This is a genomic window from Pseudomonas sp. CC11G, from assembly GCF_056174845.1.
The window spans coordinates 64,377-81,275 of sequence record NZ_JBWBZC010000012.1 but is presented as its reverse complement, the minus strand read 5'-3'; the positions used below and the strand labels follow the sequence as shown (position 1 = coordinate 81,275).

Annotated in this window: 17 protein-coding genes; 12 read left to right on the top strand and 5 right to left on the bottom strand. The window is 61.6% G+C overall.

What is annotated here, in order from left to right:
- The first annotated feature begins 123 nt into the window (after positions 1-123).
- The 6 genes from AC0V2S_RS15885 (at position 124) to AC0V2S_RS15860 (ending at position 7,421) form a co-directional block, all read left to right on the top strand.
- Positions 124-1,173, top strand: coding sequence for a putative 2-aminoethylphosphonate ABC transporter ATP-binding protein (locus tag AC0V2S_RS15885; protein ID WP_475510574.1), 1,050 nt, complete (start codon positions 124-126; stop codon positions 1,171-1,173).
- Entirely contained in the window at positions 1,173-2,933 is a 1,761-nt protein-coding gene (locus AC0V2S_RS15880) for a putative 2-aminoethylphosphonate ABC transporter permease subunit (RefSeq protein ID WP_475510573.1), read from the top strand. Before AC0V2S_RS15885 ends, AC0V2S_RS15880 begins: the two co-directional genes overlap by 1 nt.
- A 59-nt stretch (positions 2,934-2,992) precedes the next feature.
- Positions 2,993-4,012, top strand: coding sequence for a putative 2-aminoethylphosphonate ABC transporter substrate-binding protein (locus AC0V2S_RS15875; RefSeq protein WP_475510572.1), 1,020 nt, complete (start codon positions 2,993-2,995; stop codon positions 4,010-4,012).
- 72 nt (positions 4,013-4,084) lie between these two features.
- Positions 4,085-5,236, top strand: coding sequence for a TIGR03364 family FAD-dependent oxidoreductase (locus tag AC0V2S_RS15870; protein ID WP_475510571.1), 1,152 nt, complete (start codon positions 4,085-4,087; stop codon positions 5,234-5,236).
- Complete coding sequence (locus AC0V2S_RS15865; RefSeq protein WP_475510570.1) at positions 5,221-5,814, top strand: phosphonate degradation HD-domain oxygenase; 594 nt, start codon at positions 5,221-5,223, stop codon at positions 5,812-5,814. Before AC0V2S_RS15870 ends, AC0V2S_RS15865 begins: the two co-directional genes overlap by 16 nt.
- 350 nt (positions 5,815-6,164) lie before the next feature.
- Positions 6,165-7,421, top strand: a complete 1,257-nt coding sequence (locus tag AC0V2S_RS15860; protein WP_475510569.1) for an OprD family porin — start codon at positions 6,165-6,167, stop codon at positions 7,419-7,421.
- Positions 7,422-7,500: 79 nt separating this feature from the next.
- On the opposite strand, the gene AC0V2S_RS15855 is transcribed toward AC0V2S_RS15860, so the two are convergent.
- Entirely contained in the window at positions 7,501-8,847 is a 1,347-nt protein-coding gene (locus AC0V2S_RS15855; RefSeq protein WP_475510568.1) for a putative bifunctional diguanylate cyclase/phosphodiesterase, read from the bottom strand.
- Between the two features lie 178 nt (positions 8,848-9,025).
- Positions 9,026-9,367 (bottom strand): carboxymuconolactone decarboxylase family protein, encoded by a 342-nt coding sequence (locus tag AC0V2S_RS15850; protein WP_475510567.1) that lies wholly within the window; start codon positions 9,365-9,367, stop codon positions 9,026-9,028.
- Between the two features lie 127 nt (positions 9,368-9,494).
- On the opposite strand from AC0V2S_RS15850, the gene AC0V2S_RS15845 reads away from it, so the two are divergent.
- Both AC0V2S_RS15845 and AC0V2S_RS15840 read left to right on the top strand, forming a co-directional pair.
- Entirely contained in the window at positions 9,495-10,421 is a 927-nt protein-coding gene (locus AC0V2S_RS15845; RefSeq protein ID WP_475510566.1) for a cupin domain-containing protein, read from the top strand.
- 108 nt (positions 10,422-10,529) lie between these two features.
- On the top strand, positions 10,530-10,799 hold the full coding sequence (locus AC0V2S_RS15840; RefSeq protein ID WP_475510565.1) for a DUF1652 domain-containing protein: 270 nt from the start codon (positions 10,530-10,532) through the stop codon (positions 10,797-10,799).
- On the opposite strand, the gene AC0V2S_RS15835 is transcribed toward AC0V2S_RS15840, so the two are convergent.
- Both AC0V2S_RS15835 and AC0V2S_RS15830 read right to left on the bottom strand, forming a co-directional pair.
- Positions 10,796-11,089, bottom strand: coding sequence for a helix-turn-helix domain-containing protein (locus AC0V2S_RS15835; RefSeq protein WP_475510564.1), 294 nt, complete (start codon positions 11,087-11,089; stop codon positions 10,796-10,798). The two genes, AC0V2S_RS15840 and AC0V2S_RS15835, sit on opposite strands and share 4 nt — an antisense overlap.
- Positions 11,090-11,216: 127 nt before the next feature.
- Positions 11,217-11,813 (bottom strand): DJ-1/PfpI family protein, encoded by a 597-nt coding sequence (locus AC0V2S_RS15830; RefSeq protein ID WP_475510563.1) that lies wholly within the window; start codon positions 11,811-11,813, stop codon positions 11,217-11,219.
- A 91-nt stretch (positions 11,814-11,904) separates the two neighbouring features.
- Between AC0V2S_RS15830 and AC0V2S_RS15825 the strand changes: the two genes are divergently transcribed.
- The 4 genes from AC0V2S_RS15825 (at position 11,905) to AC0V2S_RS15810 (ending at position 15,616) form a co-directional block, all read left to right on the top strand.
- Complete coding sequence (locus AC0V2S_RS15825) at positions 11,905-13,239, top strand: aminotransferase-like domain-containing protein (RefSeq protein ID WP_475510562.1); 1,335 nt, start codon at positions 11,905-11,907, stop codon at positions 13,237-13,239.
- Between the two features lie 74 nt (positions 13,240-13,313).
- Positions 13,314-14,705, top strand: coding sequence for a TIGR01777 family oxidoreductase (locus AC0V2S_RS15820; protein WP_475510561.1), 1,392 nt, complete (start codon positions 13,314-13,316; stop codon positions 14,703-14,705).
- 24 nt (positions 14,706-14,729) lie between these two features.
- On the top strand, positions 14,730-15,248 hold the full coding sequence (locus tag AC0V2S_RS15815; protein ID WP_475510560.1) for a DUF2867 domain-containing protein: 519 nt from the start codon (positions 14,730-14,732) through the stop codon (positions 15,246-15,248).
- Between the two features lie 14 nt (positions 15,249-15,262).
- Positions 15,263-15,616 (top strand): VOC family protein, encoded by a 354-nt coding sequence (locus AC0V2S_RS15810; RefSeq protein ID WP_475510559.1) that lies wholly within the window; start codon positions 15,263-15,265, stop codon positions 15,614-15,616.
- On the opposite strand, the gene AC0V2S_RS15805 is transcribed toward AC0V2S_RS15810, so the two are convergent.
- The gene (locus tag AC0V2S_RS15805) at positions 15,613-16,839 is read right to left on the bottom strand and encodes an NADH:flavin oxidoreductase/NADH oxidase family protein (RefSeq protein ID WP_475510558.1); all 1,227 of its coding nucleotides are present in this window, start codon (positions 16,837-16,839) and stop codon (positions 15,613-15,615) included. The two genes, AC0V2S_RS15810 and AC0V2S_RS15805, sit on opposite strands and share 4 nt — an antisense overlap.
- Between the last annotated feature and the right edge of the window lie 60 nt (positions 16,840-16,899).

Genomic DNA, 16,899 nt, shown 5'->3' with positions numbered 1-16,899 from the left:
ATGTACAAAATTCGCCAATACCACTATCGGTAGCTTTTGCCCTTCTGCCACAAAGCCTTCGCATCCCCTCAGTAGCATGACTCTGGTCTAGCCCAGTCGCGCTTCGAGGTTTTTGTGATGGCCATGTCCCATTCAGTGAATATGCAGGTTCGCAACATCCACAAAGGCTTCGGTGCCTTCAAGGCATTGGATGGGGTGTCGCTGGATATCGCCGCCGGTGAACTGGTCTGCCTACTGGGTCCGTCGGGCTGCGGCAAAACCACGTTACTGCGCTGCATCGCCGGGCTGGAACGTCAGGACAGCGGCAGCATCGTGATCGGCTCGCGGGATGTGTCCGAGCTGCCGCCGCAGGCACGCGACTACGGCATTCTGTTTCAGTCCTACGCGCTGTTCCCCAACCTGACGGTGGAGCAGAACATCGGCTACGGCCTCAACGGCAACAGCCGCGCCACCATCAGGGCGCGCGTGGCCGAGATGCTCGAACTGGTGGGCCTGCTGGGCAGTGAAAAGAAATACCCCGGCCAGCTTTCCGGCGGCCAGCAGCAGCGCGTGGCGCTGGCCCGCGCCCTGGCGCCGGCACCGTCCCTGTTGCTGCTCGATGAACCGATGTCGGCTCTCGATGCGCGTGTGCGCGAACACTTGTGCGGTGAGTTGCGCGAGCTGCAACAACGCCTGGGCATCACCACCTTGATGGTCACCCACAACCAGGATGAGGCCATGTTGATGGCCGACCGCATCGCGGTGATCAACCAGGGCCGCGTCGAGCAATACGCCAGTCCGCAAGACATTTACCGCAGCCCGGCCACGACCTTTGTGGCCGAGTTTGTGGGCCAGGGAAACTGGCTGCCATTCGAGCGCAGCCTGGATGGCCATGCGCAGGTGGGCGACATCAGCTTGCGCCTGCCTAGCCATGTGGCGGGGCATGCCCGTGGTCGCCTGTTCTGCCGGCCGGAGTCGGTGGTGATCAACCCGCCGGTGCATGAAGACAACCTGTTCTCCGCGCAAATGCGCGAAATGACGTTCCTCGGCAACCGTTGCCGCCTGCGCTTCGAACTTGATGCCCTGCCCGGCCATTCGTTGCTGGCCGAGCTGGAGCCGCAAGCCATGCCGCGCTTGAACGGCGCCGATATCTGGGTGGCGTTGCCGCCGCACAGTCTGCAGGTATTTGCGTGATGGCGGTTAAAACGTGCATTTCGGCTGAGGGCCAATCGAGGCTGAAGCCTCTCCCACAGGGGAACGAGGCACGGAGTGGGAGAGGCTTCAGCCTCGATGCTCTTGTACCTGATCGTTTGTTTATTCAAGGCGGCCAATGGCTGTTGATGCTCCTGCTGTTGCTCACAGTGGTGTTCCCGTTACTGGCCATGCTCTGGCGTGGCTTCGCCGGTGACGCCAGCCAGGGCGGCGGTCTTACTGCCGCCGCCACGCTGTATGGCGGCGCTAACTTCCGCTGGTTGCTGGGCAATAGCCTGAAAGTGTCGCTGACCGTGGCCGTTATCGTGGTGCCGTTGGCCTACGCCTTCGCCTATGCGCTGCAACGCACCTGCATAAAAGCCAAGCCGGTATGGCGCGGTATTTCCCTGCTGCCACTGTTGGCGCCGTCGATGTTGCCGGGCATTGCTCTGATCTATCTGTTTGGCAACCAGGGCGTGTTGCGCGGGCTGCTCGCCGACAATATTTATGGCTTCTGGGGCATCGTGATTGGCCAGGCCATCTACACCTTTCCCCATGCGCTGATGGTGTTGCTCTCGGCGCTGGCCCTGGCCGATGCGCGACTGTTCGATGCCGCGTCCAGCATGGGCGCCTCGCCGTGGCGGGCGTTTCGCAGCATCACCTGGTCGGGCAGCCGCCAGGGCGTGTTCGCGGCGCTGTGTCTGGTGTTCACGCTGTGCATCACCGACTTCGGTGTGCCGGTGGTGGTCGGTGGCGACTATCAGGTGCTGGCCTTGGAAGCCTACAAAGCGGTGGTCGGGCAGCAGCAATTCGGCCGCGGCGCGTTGATTGGTCTGGTGCTGTTACTGCCGGCCCTGCTGAGTTTTTCCGTGGACCTGTGGCTACGCCGCCGTCAGCGCGATGCCATGGGCGGCCGAGCGCAGGTCTATCACCCCAAGCCTTCGCGCAACCGCGACTTCACCTTTCTCGCCATCACCGTGCTCATCTGCCTGGCACTGCTCGGCGTATTCGGGATGGCCATCTATTCCTCCTTGGTGAAGTTCTGGCCCTACAACCTGTCGCTGTCGCTGGACCACTACGCCTTCTCCGAATTGCCTGGTGGCTGGCTGGCGTATCGCAACAGCCTGGTGCTGGCGGTATGCAGCGCGCTGTTCGGCAGCGTGGTGATTTTTACCGGCGCCTACCTGATTGAGAAAACCCGGCAAACCGTCCTCACCCAGGCGCTGCGCTTGCTCAGCTTTGTGCCCATGGCCGTGCCGGGCTTGGTGTTTGGCTTGGGTTACGTGTTCTTTTTCAACCAGACCCACAACCCATTGAACGGCCTGTACGGCACCTTGACCCTGTTGGTGCTGTGCACCATCGCGCACTTTTTCACCACCGCGCAGATGACTGCCGCGGCCGCCCTGCGCCAACTCGATGGCGAATTCGAAGCGGCCGCGCTGTCGCTCAAGGTGCCGCTGGTGCGCCACTTTTTGCGGGTGACGGTGCCGATTTGCCTGCCCGCCCTGCTGGACATCATTCGCTACCTGTTCGTATCGGCCATGACCACGGTGTCGGCCGCAATCTTCCTCTACAGCCCCGACAGCGTGCTCGCCGCCGTGGCCGTGCTGAACATGGACGACGCCGGCAACGTAGGCGGCGCGGCAGCCATGTCCACCCTGATTCTGCTCACCTCGGCCGGCGTATCGCTGCTGCTGGCCGGTCTTTCCCGTGGGCTGTTGCGCCGCTCCCAAGCCTGGCGTCAGCCGGCACCGGGGCATTGAGCCGCAATGCCTGAAACCGAATAACCAACGCCAACGTAAAACCACTAGGAGCTGTCTCCATGTTCAAACGCACCGCCCTGGCCGCCGGCCTTCTCGCTGCCTGCGCATTCCAGGCCCAAGCCGCCACCGAGCTGACTGTGTACACCGCCCTCGAAGTGGAACAACTCAAGGCCTACAAAGAAGCCTTCGAGAAGCAGAACCCGGACATCGAAATCAAATGGGTACGCGACTCCACCGGTATCGTCACCGCCAAACTGCTGGCCGAAAAAGAGCGCCCACAGGCAGACGTGGTCTGGGGCCTGGCCGGTTCCAGCCTGGCCATTCTGAAACAACAAGGCATGCTTGAAGCCTACGCACCGGGCAACCTCGACAAGATCGGCAGCAACTACCGCGACGCCGCCAACCCGCCGTCGTGGGTGGGCATGGACGTGTGGGCCGCCACCATCTGCTTCAACACCGTGGAAGCCGAAAAGCTGGGCCTGCCCAAACCGACCAAGTGGGAAGACCTGACCAACCCGGTTTACAAAGACAAGATCGTGATGCCTAACCCGGCCTCCTCCGGCACCGGCTACCTTGACGTCAGCGCCTGGCTGCAAACCTTCGGGCAAGCACAAGGTTGGGCCTACATGGACAAACTGCACGCCAACATCGGCCAGTACACCCACTCCGGTTCCAAGCCGTGCAAGCTCGCCGCCGCTGGCGAATTTCCGATTGGTATCTCCTTTGAATACCCAGCCGTACAGCTGAAACGCAAAGGCGCACCGCTGGATATCGTGTTGCCTAAAGAAGGCCTGGGTTGGGAAATTGAAGCCACCGGCATCATCAAAGGCACCTCGCATCTGGCCGCGGCCAAAAAGCTCGCTGACTTCTCGGCAAGCCGCGAAGCCATGGACTTGTACAAAGCCAACTTCGCCGTACTGGCCCAGCCCGGCATTGCCGAGCGCTTCCAGGAATTGCCGGCTGACTACGAGCAGCGCCTGATCAAAAACGACTTCAACTGGGCCTCGGAAAACCGCGACCAGATTCTGGCCGAGTGGCGCAAGCGCTATGACGGTAAATCCGAGCCTTTGCCTCAATAAGTACCGCGTTACCACCCACCCCTCGTGATGAGGGGCGGGCTTTTTTCTCTGCACCCGGTTCTGGAGTTTTTTATGGCTGAGCAAGACTGCGATCTGTTAATCGTCGGCGCCGGCATTCTCGGTCTGGCCCATGCCTGGGCCGGCGCCAAGCGCGGCCTCAAGGTCAAGGTATTCGAACGCACACATACGCCGCTGGGCGCTTCCATCCGCAACTTCGGCCAGGCCCTGGTGGGCGGTCAGGCGCCGGGGGCGATGCTTAATCTGGCGCGCCAGGCACGTGGGTTGTGGGCTGAACTGGCGCAAGCAGCCGGGTTGAATCTGTATCAGCAGGGTTCGTTGCTGTTTGCTCGTACCGAGGCCGAAGAAGCGCTGGTGGAAGCCTTCGTCAACGGTCGCGGCGAAGAGCTGGGTTACCGCACCGAGCTGCTGCGCGGCGAAGCGTTGAACACTTTGTATGGCGGCCGTTTCAGCCACCACCGCGCGGCCTTGCATGGTCTGGATGATCAGCAGCTGTATTCGCGTGAAGCCCTGCCGCAGATCGTTGCCTATCTGGCGCGCGCCTACGGCGTGGAGTTTCACTTTTCTACTCTGGTACGCGACGTGGAGCCGGGCAGCGCGCTCACCAGCGCCGGGCGTTTTACCGCGCGGCATATCCTGGTGTGCTCCGGCCACGATTACCAAACCCTGCTGGCCGACCAGATGGCGCGTCTGCAACCGCAGGTGTGCCGCCTGCAAATGCTCCGTGCCCGGCCAACTGAACCGCTGGCCTTGCAGCATTCCGTGCTGACCGGCCTGAGCTGCATCCACTACGGCGCGTTCTCCGACCTGCCGCAAGCCGACGCCATTCGCAAACAGATCCGTCGCGACCAGCCGCAACTGGAGCGCCTGGGCATTCACCTGCTGATCAGCCCCACGCCCTATGGCGAGTTGATCATCGGAGACTCCCACGACTACGGCAGCGACGCCTCGCCGTTCAATGCCGAGAGCACCGACGACATCATGCTGGAGCTGGCCGAACATACGTTGGGCATGAAGGTCGAGGTGGTCGAGCGCTGGCAAGGCGTATACGGCTCGCGTGGGCCTGGCCCGTTCAGTGTGCTGCGTGCCGCCGATGGCGTTACCGCCGTGTTGATGCACACCGGGTTGGGCATGAGCGTGGGGCTAGGTTTGGGTGAACGCACAATTGCTGTCTTGCTGGGAGAAGGTCCATGGCCGAACGCCTGAGTGCTGAACAATCCGTAAGCCAACTTTTTGCGCTGTGCCGCCAACAGGCTCACGCCGACTACATTGGCGAGGCCATCAGCCAGCTCGAACATATGGCCCAAGCCGGCGAACTGGCCGAGCAGGAAGGCGCCGATGAGGAGTTGGTGTTGGCGGCGTTTCTCCATGACGTCGGCCATTTCTGCGCGCCGCTACAGGCCCATAACCGCATGGACGAACACGGCCGCCAGGGCCACGAACAGGTCGGCGCGCACTGGCTGGCCAGCCTGGGTTTTCCCCGACGGCTATGCGACCTGGTGGCCAGCCATGTCGACGCCAAGCGCTACCTGTGTGCGCGTGAACCCGGCTATTTCGAAGGGCTGAGCCCGGCCAGTCGGCAGACCCTGATCTGGCAAGGTGGGCCGATGAATGCCGAACAAGCCGATGCGTTTGAACACAGTCCTTTATTCAAAGACGCCCTGCGCCTGCGGCGTTGGGATGAAGCGGCGAAAGTCGTCGGCAAGCCATTGCCAGAGTTGCGCCGGTGGGAAGCGATGGCGCTGCGCACCCTTGATAAACAATCGAATAGCTCGATTATTTAACGCCCATAAAAAAGCCGCCCCAGTTGAGGCGGCAAATAAAACCAAAGGTTGATGAAGAGAGCAAAGTACCGAATAAGTCTCGTAATTCAGTACCTTGGAGATTTCATCGGGGCCGATGGTAATCCTCCTCGCCTGAAATAGGCCATCAATCCTATCGATAGTAAAAATTGAAATAAGCAGTTTTACCGATGGATCCTGAAGGCGTATTTATCCCAGCCACTGCATAGGCTGGGAATTCCTATAGCTAATAACTTCCCGCATGAAGTCAGCCGGCTCACTACGCTGGCTTCCCATGGCCGTGCAGTCTCCTGCCACACCTTTACGCCAAGTACCTGATATGGGGAGCACCTATGTTCAATCGCACACGCATCGCGCTGGCCTGCGCGCTGGCTTCGCTGAGCGTTTCGCCGGCCTTCGCCAGTGAACAATCCGACGCCAAGGGTTTTGTCGAAGACAGCAGCCTGAACGTTCTGCTGCGCAACGCTTACTTCAACCGCGACTACAAAAACCACACCAACGACGCCAAGGTCTGGGGTCAGGGTTTCATTGGCACGTTCCAGTCCGGCTTCACGCAGGGCACCGTGGGTTTTGGCGTTGACGCCTATGGCTTGCTGGGCATCAAGCTGGACAGCGGCCGCGGCCGTAACTACAGCGCGTTTTTTGATACCGACAGCGATGGCCACCCGGTCGACGACACCTCCGAAGCCGGTGGCGTGGTGAAACTGCGCATCTCCAACACCGTGCTGCGCTACGGCAACCAGTTCCCGTCGCTGCCGGTACTGGCCTATGACGACTCGCGTCTGCTGCCGCAAGCCTTCACCGGCACCCTGGTGACCAGCAAGGAAATTGAAGGCCTGGAACTCAACGCCGGCCGCTTCACCGCCGACAGCCCGATGGGCGATTCCTCGCGCGACCCTAACCGCCTGAAAAGCATCGACGTCATCGGCGGCACCTACGCTGTCAACGACGCCCTGAGCGTGGCGGCCTACCACTCCGACGTGGAAGACACCTTCAAGAAGTACTACGGCAACGTGAACTTCACCCAGGTGCTGAGCGATAACCAGGCGTTGAATTTCGACTTCAACATCTACCGCACCGACTACGACGACAACTCCACGGCCGCGTTGGATTTTGGTGGTGACGGCAACAACGACACCAACACCCTGTGGAGCCTGGCGGCCAAGTACAGCGTGGGCGCACACGCGTTTATCGTCGCTCACCAACGCAGCAGCGGTGATGCCGGTTACGCCTACGACTACGGCGATGGCGGCAGCACCATCTACGTGGCCAACTCCTACTACTCGGACTTCAACCTCAAGGACGAGCAGTCCTGGCAGGTGAGCTACGAGCTGGATTTTTCCGAGTACGGCATTGCCGGTCTGAGCTACAAAACCGCCTATGTGCGCGGCAGCAATATCGATGCAGGCGGCGAGCAGGACGGCACCGAGCGCGAGTTCTTCAACCAGGTGAAATACGTGGTGCAGGACGGCTCGCTCAAAGACCTGTCGCTGAAACTGCGTAACTCGATCTACCGCGCCGACCGTGACGTGGGCCCGAACCTGAACGAGATTCGTGCGTTCGTTGAGTACCCGCTGGAAATCTTCTGATTGTCTGATTCCACGGGATAAGAAACGGGGAGCCGATGTTGCATCGAGCTCCCCTTTTTTTGCCTGATTGTTCAGTTGCTCAGGTATTGCAGCCCAAGGTGTACTCGGCAAACGAAACCAGCGGCAGCGGCCGACTGAAGAAGTAACCCTGGAATTGCTCACAGCCGTTGTCCAGCAAGAACTGATGCTGGGCGGCGGTTTCCACGCCCTCGGCAATCACCGTCAGGCCCATGTTGCTGCCCAGGCCGATCACGGTACGCACGATGGCTTCGCTGTTGTGGTCGGTGAGCACATCGAAGACAAACGATTGGTCGATTTTCAGCTTGTTCAACGGCAGGCGCTTGAGGTGGCTCAGGGAGGAATAACCGGTGCCGAAGTCGTCCAGGGCAAAGGTGATGCCCAGGCTGACCAGATTGGTCATCTTGCGCGACAGCTCTTCCATGTCCTTCACCACCATCGTCTCGGTGATCTCCAGTTGCAGCCGGCCAGGCACGATTTCATAGCGTTTGATCAGTGCCAGCACTTCGGCCTCGAAGTTGCCCTGATTGAACTGTTTCTGGCTGATATTCACCGCCAGGCACAGGTGCTCAAGCGCAGGGTCGTCTTTCCAACAACGCAGTTGGGCGCAGGCGGTTTCCAGCACCCATTTGCCGATCGGGATGATCAGGCCCGTTTCTTCGGCGTGGGGAATAAACTTGCCGGGCGGAATCATGCCGCGCTGCGGGTGGTACCAACGCAGCAAGGCTTCGGCGCCGATCACTTTGCCGTGGCTGTCCAGTTGCGGCTGGTAGTGCAGCTGAAACTGCTGGGCCGATAACGCCTCCAGCAGTTCGCCTTCCCAAGCCGAGCGCTGCACCGCATCGGTTTGCAGCACATGCAGCATGGCGAAGAGGCACAGCATGGCCGCAGTGGTATTCACCCAGGTGCCGGGGCCACGGGTTTCGTCGGGCAGGCTGTAGCCGGGCATGGGCGTCCAGTACGTGCCGGCCAGCAGCACAAAACTGGCCAGGCACACAGCGATGACGCTGTAGCGCAGCCAGGTGGGTTCGTCACGAAACGCCATCATCGCCGCCACGCCGAGCGGCAACAGATACAGGTGCGTGGAGCGCGGAACAGCGCCGTTGGGCACGTCCAGCACAAACGAAATGCCGACAATCACCAGCAACAGCACGCCAAACAGCAGCAGCCGGGCCGTACGGTCAAAGTGCAGCCAACTGAGGGTGAACACCGCTACCCCGGTGCCCATCAGCACCAGGTCGATCGCCACGATTAACCAGTGCCCTTGCAAGGAAAAAAACACCGCCCAGATGCCGCCCAGCACCCACATCACAAAGCTGGCGAGCACCCGCATACGCCGTTCACGGCGGTGATGAATCAAGGCCAGGTCTGCCGAATTCCAGAACTGCTGCAGGCGTTTGCGAGCCATCAGCGGCGACCTGTGTTGGGGAAAAACATGGGGGCAAGGCTCCGATAAACGCCACTTGCGCAACAGGAGCCGGCACATGCGCGGCAACTGGGAGGGGCTACAGACAAGGCGACCGTGCAGCGACGCTTGTTAAGCAATATAGCCAGCCCCCTTCATTGCGCAATGCGCCGGCGCTCGCTCAAGCCTCCAGTTGCTCGAACGCTTCGAGTGCCCGCAACGAGTACACATAGGCCGCGCCGGCGTTAAGGGAAATGGCGGTGGCCAGGGTCTGCGCCAGTTCCGCCTCGGTCGCGCCTGCCTTGCGTGCGGCCTGCACATGCACGCCGATGCAGCCGTCGCAACGGGTGGTGATGGCCACGGCGATGGAAATCAGCTCGCGGGTTTTCGCATCCAGGGCGTCACCTTCGGCCGCCGCTTCCTCAAGGGCACCGTAGGCCTGAAGCATTTTGGGGTGCGCCTTGCCGAGTTTGCCAAAGGCTTTCTTTACTGCGGGTACGTATTCGGACCAGTTGAAGAGCATGATCGATTCTCCTACTTTGGGGGACTTGGGTTGCCAACGGCCGGAAGGTGGCCGACGTAAACAGTCTGGCCCTGGCACGCCGGCCGCGCTTTTCCGCACCGCTCATTCACTTGTCGAATCGTCCCGAATGCATGCCTTCGATCACCTGATTTCCCTGGCCAATCTGCGCGGGGTGCTCGACCTCAATTGCCACCTGCAGGGCAGCTGGGCGCTGGACCACCCGCCGCTGGCCGCCGGGCAGGCGAGCTATCACCTGATACTGGACGGCGCCTGTCGCCTCGAACTGCCGGGTCATGCTGCGCAATGGCTCAGTGCCGGCGATATCGTGCTGCTGCCGCGTAGTGCCGTGCATGTGCTGGCAGCCGGCACCGCACCAGCAGGTATGCCGCGCACAATTCGCGAGGCCGGGCGCATCACCCAACTGCGCCAAGACCAGGGCAGCGGCGCGCTGAACATGCTCTGCGGGCGTATCCAATACACCCCGCAGGCCACCTTGCTGGCCGCGCTGCCGGAGGTGTTGGTGATCAACGCCAGCACCCCGGCCAGCCGCGACCGACTGGAGGCGATCATTACCCTGATGCGGTTGGAGGCCGAAGGCGAACAGTTGGCCAATCAGTCGGTGGTCGATGGGCTGTCGGTGATTCTGTTCACCCTGATGCTGCGCCACTTCTGCGAGCACCAGCAGGAACTGCCGGGCGTGTTTGCGCTGCTGCGGGATAAACGTCTGGCCAAGGCGGCAATGGCGTTGCTGGATGATCTGGGCCACGACTGGAGCGTGGAAGCGTTGGCGGCCAAGGCCAGCATGTCGCGCTCCAGTTTCGTCCGCGCGTTCTCCACCGCCACCGGCGTTGCGCCGGCCACCTGGCTGATACAGCTACGGGTGGAGCGCAGTCAGCTACTGTTACAACGCAGTGCCGCTTCGATTGGCGACATTGCCCTGGCGGTTGGCTACCCCACGCTCAGTTCATTTAGCCGGGTGTTCAAACAACACACCGGCGAAGCGCCCGCCCACTACCGGCAGCGTCTGAATAGGCTTGAGCAGATAGCGCGCTAAGTGGTGCAGACACACATCAATCAAGTGGCCGCCAAAATGAGCAACCTGTCACATTTCCTGTGATTGAATTATCCTTGGCACCGTTGGATTTTTCCCAGAGAGTCATAAATGGCCAGAATGATCTTCCCGGCCGCCTGCGCAAGGCTGCAAAACCACTTCGCGCCATTGGGCTTCGAAGGTGTGTTGAGCTCGCCGACCTCAATGACAGCCCGGGTGTACGACCCGCAGAGCGGGGAAAACCTGGTGGTGATCACCTGCATTCCGTGCGGTACCACGTTGTCTGAAGACGATGTAACCATCATTGCCCACGCCATCGAGATCGAACTCGAAGTGCTGGAATTTCGCGCGCAGCGGGCGGATGACATTAGCGCGGGTTAAGCGCCACCCTCCGGTACGAAGCGTATTTCCACTCGTTGCCCCAATGCCCGCGCTGCATTGGCCAACGTCGCAAGCGTAAGCCCCGCATCGTCACTGTCGAGCACCCGCCCTACCACTGTTCTGCTGGTTTGCATCCGCTGCGCCAGCGCGGACTTGCTCACGCGCTGGGCCTTCATCAGTTGGCTGATTTGCCAAGCCACTACACGTTTCAGAGCCGCAGCCGTGACTTCTTCGAGCAGTTGTTCTTCGGCCAGGAACGCATCGAAGTCACTGCCTACGTGTTTGTTCATCAGGAATCACCTCGAAGAATGGAATGGCGTTTTTTGGCCAATGCCCTGTGATTGACCAGGCAAAAAACTGTACTGAATTAGGTGCAGTTTTGGACGCTGAACATTCCGCTCTCTACGTGTATTTTTCTCAAACGTAGGCCGAAATATTCTCCACAGCCCGCTCCACATACACTTCCTTCTCCCCCACGGGCGCCACGTAGTGCATCGCGCTCTTCGCCGCTTCCAACCCTTCGAATCGCGCAATCACCCACGCCGCCAGGTACTGCGACGCCAGGCAACCGCCGGCCGTGGCGACATTGCCGTTGGCAAAAAATGGTTGGTTCAGTACCTCGACGCCGGCTTCGACTACCCAGGGTTTGGTCGTGAGGTCGGTGCAGGCCACGCCGCCTTCCAGCAGGCCGAGCTTGGCCAGAATCAACGTGCCGGAGCATTGCGCGCCGATCAGTTGCCGTGTCGGGTCGAGATGCAGTTGCGCCATCAACGCCGGGTTGGCCACTACCTCGCGGGTAGCCATGCCGCTGCCGACCAACACTGCGTCGGCCGCACACGCTTCCTCAACTGAAATATGGGCGTGGAGCCTCACCCCGTTCATCGACACCACGTGCGGCGTAGGGCTGGCAATCGACACCCGCCAGCCTGGCGTTTTCACCCGCTGCAAAATGCCGAAGGGGATCAGCGAGTCGAGCTCGTTAAAGCCGTCGAAGGTGAGGATGGCGATATGCATGGCGGGCTTCCTGATGGGTGATGGGTTGCGGCGGCCCATGTTATTCACCCATATTCAGCACAATCAAAATATTGTCATGGATACATTTCCCATGCCTCGCGCCCGCTACAAGCACGTGGTTGACCGCCTGGCCGCCGATATCCGCTGCGGCCACCTCACACCCGGCACTCGCCTGCCTACCCATCGCCAGCTGGCCCTTGAGCACGGCATCGCCCTGGCCACGGCCACGCGGATTTACGCCGAACTGGAAAACATGGGCCTGGTGAGCGGCGAAACCGGGCGCGGCACCTTTGTGCGCGAAACGGCGCTGCCGCCGGGGCTGGGCATTGATCAACCGGCCATTAGCCCGGACATACTCGACCTCAACTTCAACTACGCAGCCCTGCCCGGCCAAGCCAACCTGTTGCGCAAAGCGCTGCGCGAGCTGGCCATGGCCGGTGATATGGAAGCGCTGTTGCGTTATCAACCGCACGCCGGCCGCCAACATGAGCAGCAGGCAGTGGCCGCCCACTTGCGCGACAGAAGCGTATCGACCCAGGCCGAAAACGTGCTGCTGGTGAGCGGCGCTCAACATGGCCTGGCCATCACCGCCATGGCGTTGCTGCGTCCCGGCGATGTAATTGCAGTAGATGCACTGACCTACTCCGGCTTCAAGATCTTGGCCGACACCTACCACTTGGAGCTGGCACCGATCCCTGTCAACGAACACGGTCCCGACCTTGATGCCCTGCACCAGCTGTGCAAAACACGCCGGGTACGCGCGCTGTATTGCATGCCCACCCTGCACAACCCGCTCGGCTGGGTGCTGGACCTGCACACCCGCGAGCAACTGGTTGCCATCGCTCGCCAACACGGTCTGCTGATTATCGAAGACGCGGCCTACGCCTTTCTCGTCGACAACCCACCGCCGCCTCTCGCCGCGCTGGCGCCGGAGCGCACGGTGTATATCTCGGGCTTTTCCAAAAGCGTGGCCACCGGTTTGCGCGTGGGGTTTGTTGCGGCACCCACCTCCATGGTGCCGGCGCTGGAGCGCTGTATTCGCGCCACCACCTGGAATACGCCGAGCGTAATGACCGCCATCGCCTGTCGTTGGCTGGAGGACGGCACGGTGGCGCGGTTGGAAGTGGAGAAACGCGCCGATGCCCGTGAGCGCCAGGCCATCGCCCGCGACGTGCTGGCGGGCTTGCCGCTGGTGGCGCACCCCGCGTCCTATTTCGTCTGGTTGCCGCTGGGCGAGGAAGTGCGTGCCGATCAGGTGGCCATGGCCTTGTTGCGCGAAGGCGTAGCCGTGTCGACCGCCGAGCCGTTTTGCACGGCCGCGCAGGTGCCGCATGCCCTGCGTTTGGCTTTGGGCTCATTGGCGCTGAACGTGTTGCCGCACGCGCTGGAGACGGTCAGGAGTGTGATTCAGCGCTACACCTATTAGCCCTTTACGGCGGATAACGCGACGCCGCTGCTATCATCCGGCCAGGCAACCACGTTCGACAGGAGTCCAGCGCCATGCAACAGGTCGATAGCAATACGCTACGTGTGTGGCTGGTGCGCTGGCTCTATGCCGTCGCCGCCCTCCATTTCCTCGGTGGCGCACTGTTCAGTTGGTGGGGCCACGCGGGCATTTTCGAGGGCTACCACCACAGCATCGAGCAGGCTTTCTGGGGGCAGGATGTGCCCAGTGCCGCGCGCGAACTGCAACTGTGGTGGGTCGCGTTGTTCGGCGCCACCGTGCAGAGCTATGCGGTGTTTATGGCCGCGCTGGTGTACCTGGGCAATCGGCATAGAAGCAGCGCCGCCTGGGCCTCGCTCATGGTCGGGATTGTGCTGTGGGCGCCTCAGGACATCTGGATTTCATTGCAGGCGGGTATCTGGTCGCACGTAGTGGTGGACAGCGCCGCCGTGATCGCCTTGCTCGTGCCGCTGGCTTGGCTCTATCGCCATGATCGGCGCCCCCGCCCGACCAACGCATCGAGCGCGCCAAACCCGTTTGCAGCCGTTCCCTATCAGCGCGTATTAGTAACCGGCGGCACCGGGTTTATCGGTGAAACCCTGGTTAACCAGTTGCTGGATGCTGGCCACAACGTGTGCGTATTTGCCCGCGACCCGCTACGTGCGGCGACGATGTTCAACGGCCGCGCGCGCTGCATCGCCACCCTTGCCGCACTCAACGAATTCGACACCTTCGACGCCGTTATCAATCTGGCCGGCGCGCCGGTGGCCGGGCCGCGCTGGACACCGGCCCGCCAGGCGCAATTGCTGGCCAGTCGCGAGGGCGTAAGCCAAGCCCTGGTTGCCTGGCTCAATACGGCCCGCCATAAACCGCAGGTGTGGGTACAAGCCTCGGCCATCGGTTACTACGGCGTGCGCAGTCCGGAAGAATTGTTAAGTGAAGACAGTTCCGTAGGCCGCGGCTTTATGGCCGAACTCTGCGCTCGCTGGGAAGCAGCGAATCAGCCAGTCAAAGCTGCCGGCGTACGCCAGGTGGTCATGCGGTTGGGTGTGGTGTTCGGCCCAGGCGGCGCATTGCGGCCCCTGTTGTTTCCCCATCGCTTCGGCATGGGCGGACGGGTGGGCAGCGGTGCTCAAATCATCAGCTGGATTCACCGCGAAGACGTACTGCAGCTGATCGCCCGCGCCATCGCGGATAAAAGCATGCAGGGCGTTTACAACCTGGTCGCGCCCGATGCCATCAGCCAGGCCGAGTTCGCAGCCACGGCTGGCAAGGTGCTCAACAGACCGGTGTGGCTACACCTGCCGGCCGCGCCATTTCGACTACTGGCCGGGGAAATGGCTGAGCTGTTTGTCGATGGCCAGAACGTTGCGCCAACGCGGTTGCTCGAGGCGGGCTACGTGTTCCGTTTTTCTCGGGTAGAAGACGCCATACGCGATCTGGCCTGAATCATTGATGCGCAAGGAAGACCTATGACCACCGTCCACAGCTGCGGCTTGCCCGCCGTTTGCAGCCTGACCCAACGCGCTGCCGGCGCCTCGTTTATCGACTGTCAGCGCATCGACGTCACCAACACCGAACGCAGTGCCATGGGCCATGCCTTGCGCGCCATGTCGGCCACGCCCAAGTGGATCGACAACATGATGCAGCTGCGCAACAGCATCGTCCGACGCTTGGGCCTGAAAGACCTGGGGCGCCTGACCCGCATTGATCTCAACCGTGACGAAAACACCTACCAGCCCGGCGAACGCGTCGGTATTTTCACCTTGATCAGCAACGACGCTGACGAAGTGATCATGGCCGACCAGGACAAACACCTGGACGTCTACCTGGCCCTCAACCGCCTGCCCATCAACGCCGACGGCACGCGCACGCTGGTGATGTCGACCGTGGTGCATACCCACAACTGGCTGGGCACGCTGTACATGGTGCCCGTTGCGCCTTTTCATCGATTGATCGCGCCGCTAACGTTGAAGAACGTCGCGCGTTAAACGAGGAGAGCACCATGGGTACCCGAGGCAATGATCGGCAGATCGACAATATCGAATTCAACGTCGCCGATATCGAACGCAGCAAAGCCTTCTATGGCGCCGTGTTTGGCTGGACCTTCACCGACTACGGCCCCACCTATTGCGAATTCACCGACGGCCGCTTGACCGGCGGCTTTACCACCAGCGCGGCGGTACGCCCGGGTGGGCCGTTGGTGATTCTGTATGGCGATGATCTGGCCGCCACGCAACAACGCGTGGAGAAAGCCGGCGGCACCCTCAGCAAGGCGGTGTTTGCCTTTCCCGGTGGGCGCCGCTTTCAGTTTCTGGATCTGGATGGGTATGAGTTGGCGGTGTGGTCGGGCTCTTAATTCACTGCCATCCACCGCTTGTACTGCTTCGTACGCCGCAGCGTTTTCACCTGTTCCAGCACCAGCGCCCACAGCGGCGACACGCCCGGCTTGGTTCGGTCACCGCGGCTCAATTGGCGCAGTTGAAATTTGACCACCGCCATATAGGCCAGCGAGGCGAACACTTTGTTCTTCCAGGTGATGGGCGCCAGCTCCGGGCTGCTGGTCTGGCCTGCCTGCCAGCGCTTGGGCAAGGCCGGCTCGATGGCCAATGCCGTGGCGATACCGGCCATGGCCACGCCGCTGGCCAGCACCTGCTCCACCACCGGCAAACGGCGGATGCCGCCGGTGACCATCACTGGCATGCGGGCCGACTTGGCGATCTCGCCTGCGAATTCGAGGAAGTACGCTTCACGCGCCAGGGTTCGGCCGTCACGCGCATCGCCTTGCATGGCCGGCGCCTCGTAGCTGCCGCCGGACAGCTCGACCAAATCCACCGGCAATTCGTTAAGCAACTCGACGACCCTGAGCGCATCGCTGGCATCAAAACCGCCGCGCTGGAAGTCGGCCGAGTTGAGTTTTACCGCCACACAGAATTCCGGCGCTACGACGGCACGCACGGCTTTCACCACCTCCACCAGCAACCGCGCACGGTTTTCCAGGCTGCCGCCCCAGCGATCATTGCGCTGGTTGCTCAGCGGCGACAGAAACTGGCTCAGCAAATAACCGTGCGCTGCGTGAATCTGCACGCCGGTAAAACCCGCTTGCTCGGCCAGTTGCGCGGCAGTGGCGAAACGCTGGATCAGCTCGGCGATATCCGCCTCGTTCATTGGCTTGGGCTCGGCAAACATTTTCGACAGGCCGCCCAGCTGCAATGACACCGGCGACGGCGCGACGGTCTGCTGCCCCAGGCTGGCCTGCATTTGCCGGCCGGGGTGGTTGAGCTGCATCCACACCTGCGCACCCTGGCTGCGGCTGATGCGCGCCCACTGGCGAAACTTGTCCAGCTGCCGCGCATCTTCCAGCACCACGCCGCCGGGGCCGGTCATGGCGCGGCGGTCGACCATCACGTTGCCGGTCAGAATCAACCCGACGCCGCCGTCGGCCCAGGCCTGGTACAAACGCAGCAGTTCGGCAGAAGGGCCCTGCCCGGCATCGGCCATGTTTTCTTCCATAGCGGCTTTGGCGATTCGGTTGGCAACCGAGGTGCCGTTGGGCAATTGCAGAGGCGAAAAGACAGTCATCTCAAGCTCCAGAAGAAAAAGGGTATTGGCAGATGGGACGAGCCTAAGGTTAAAGTCAGC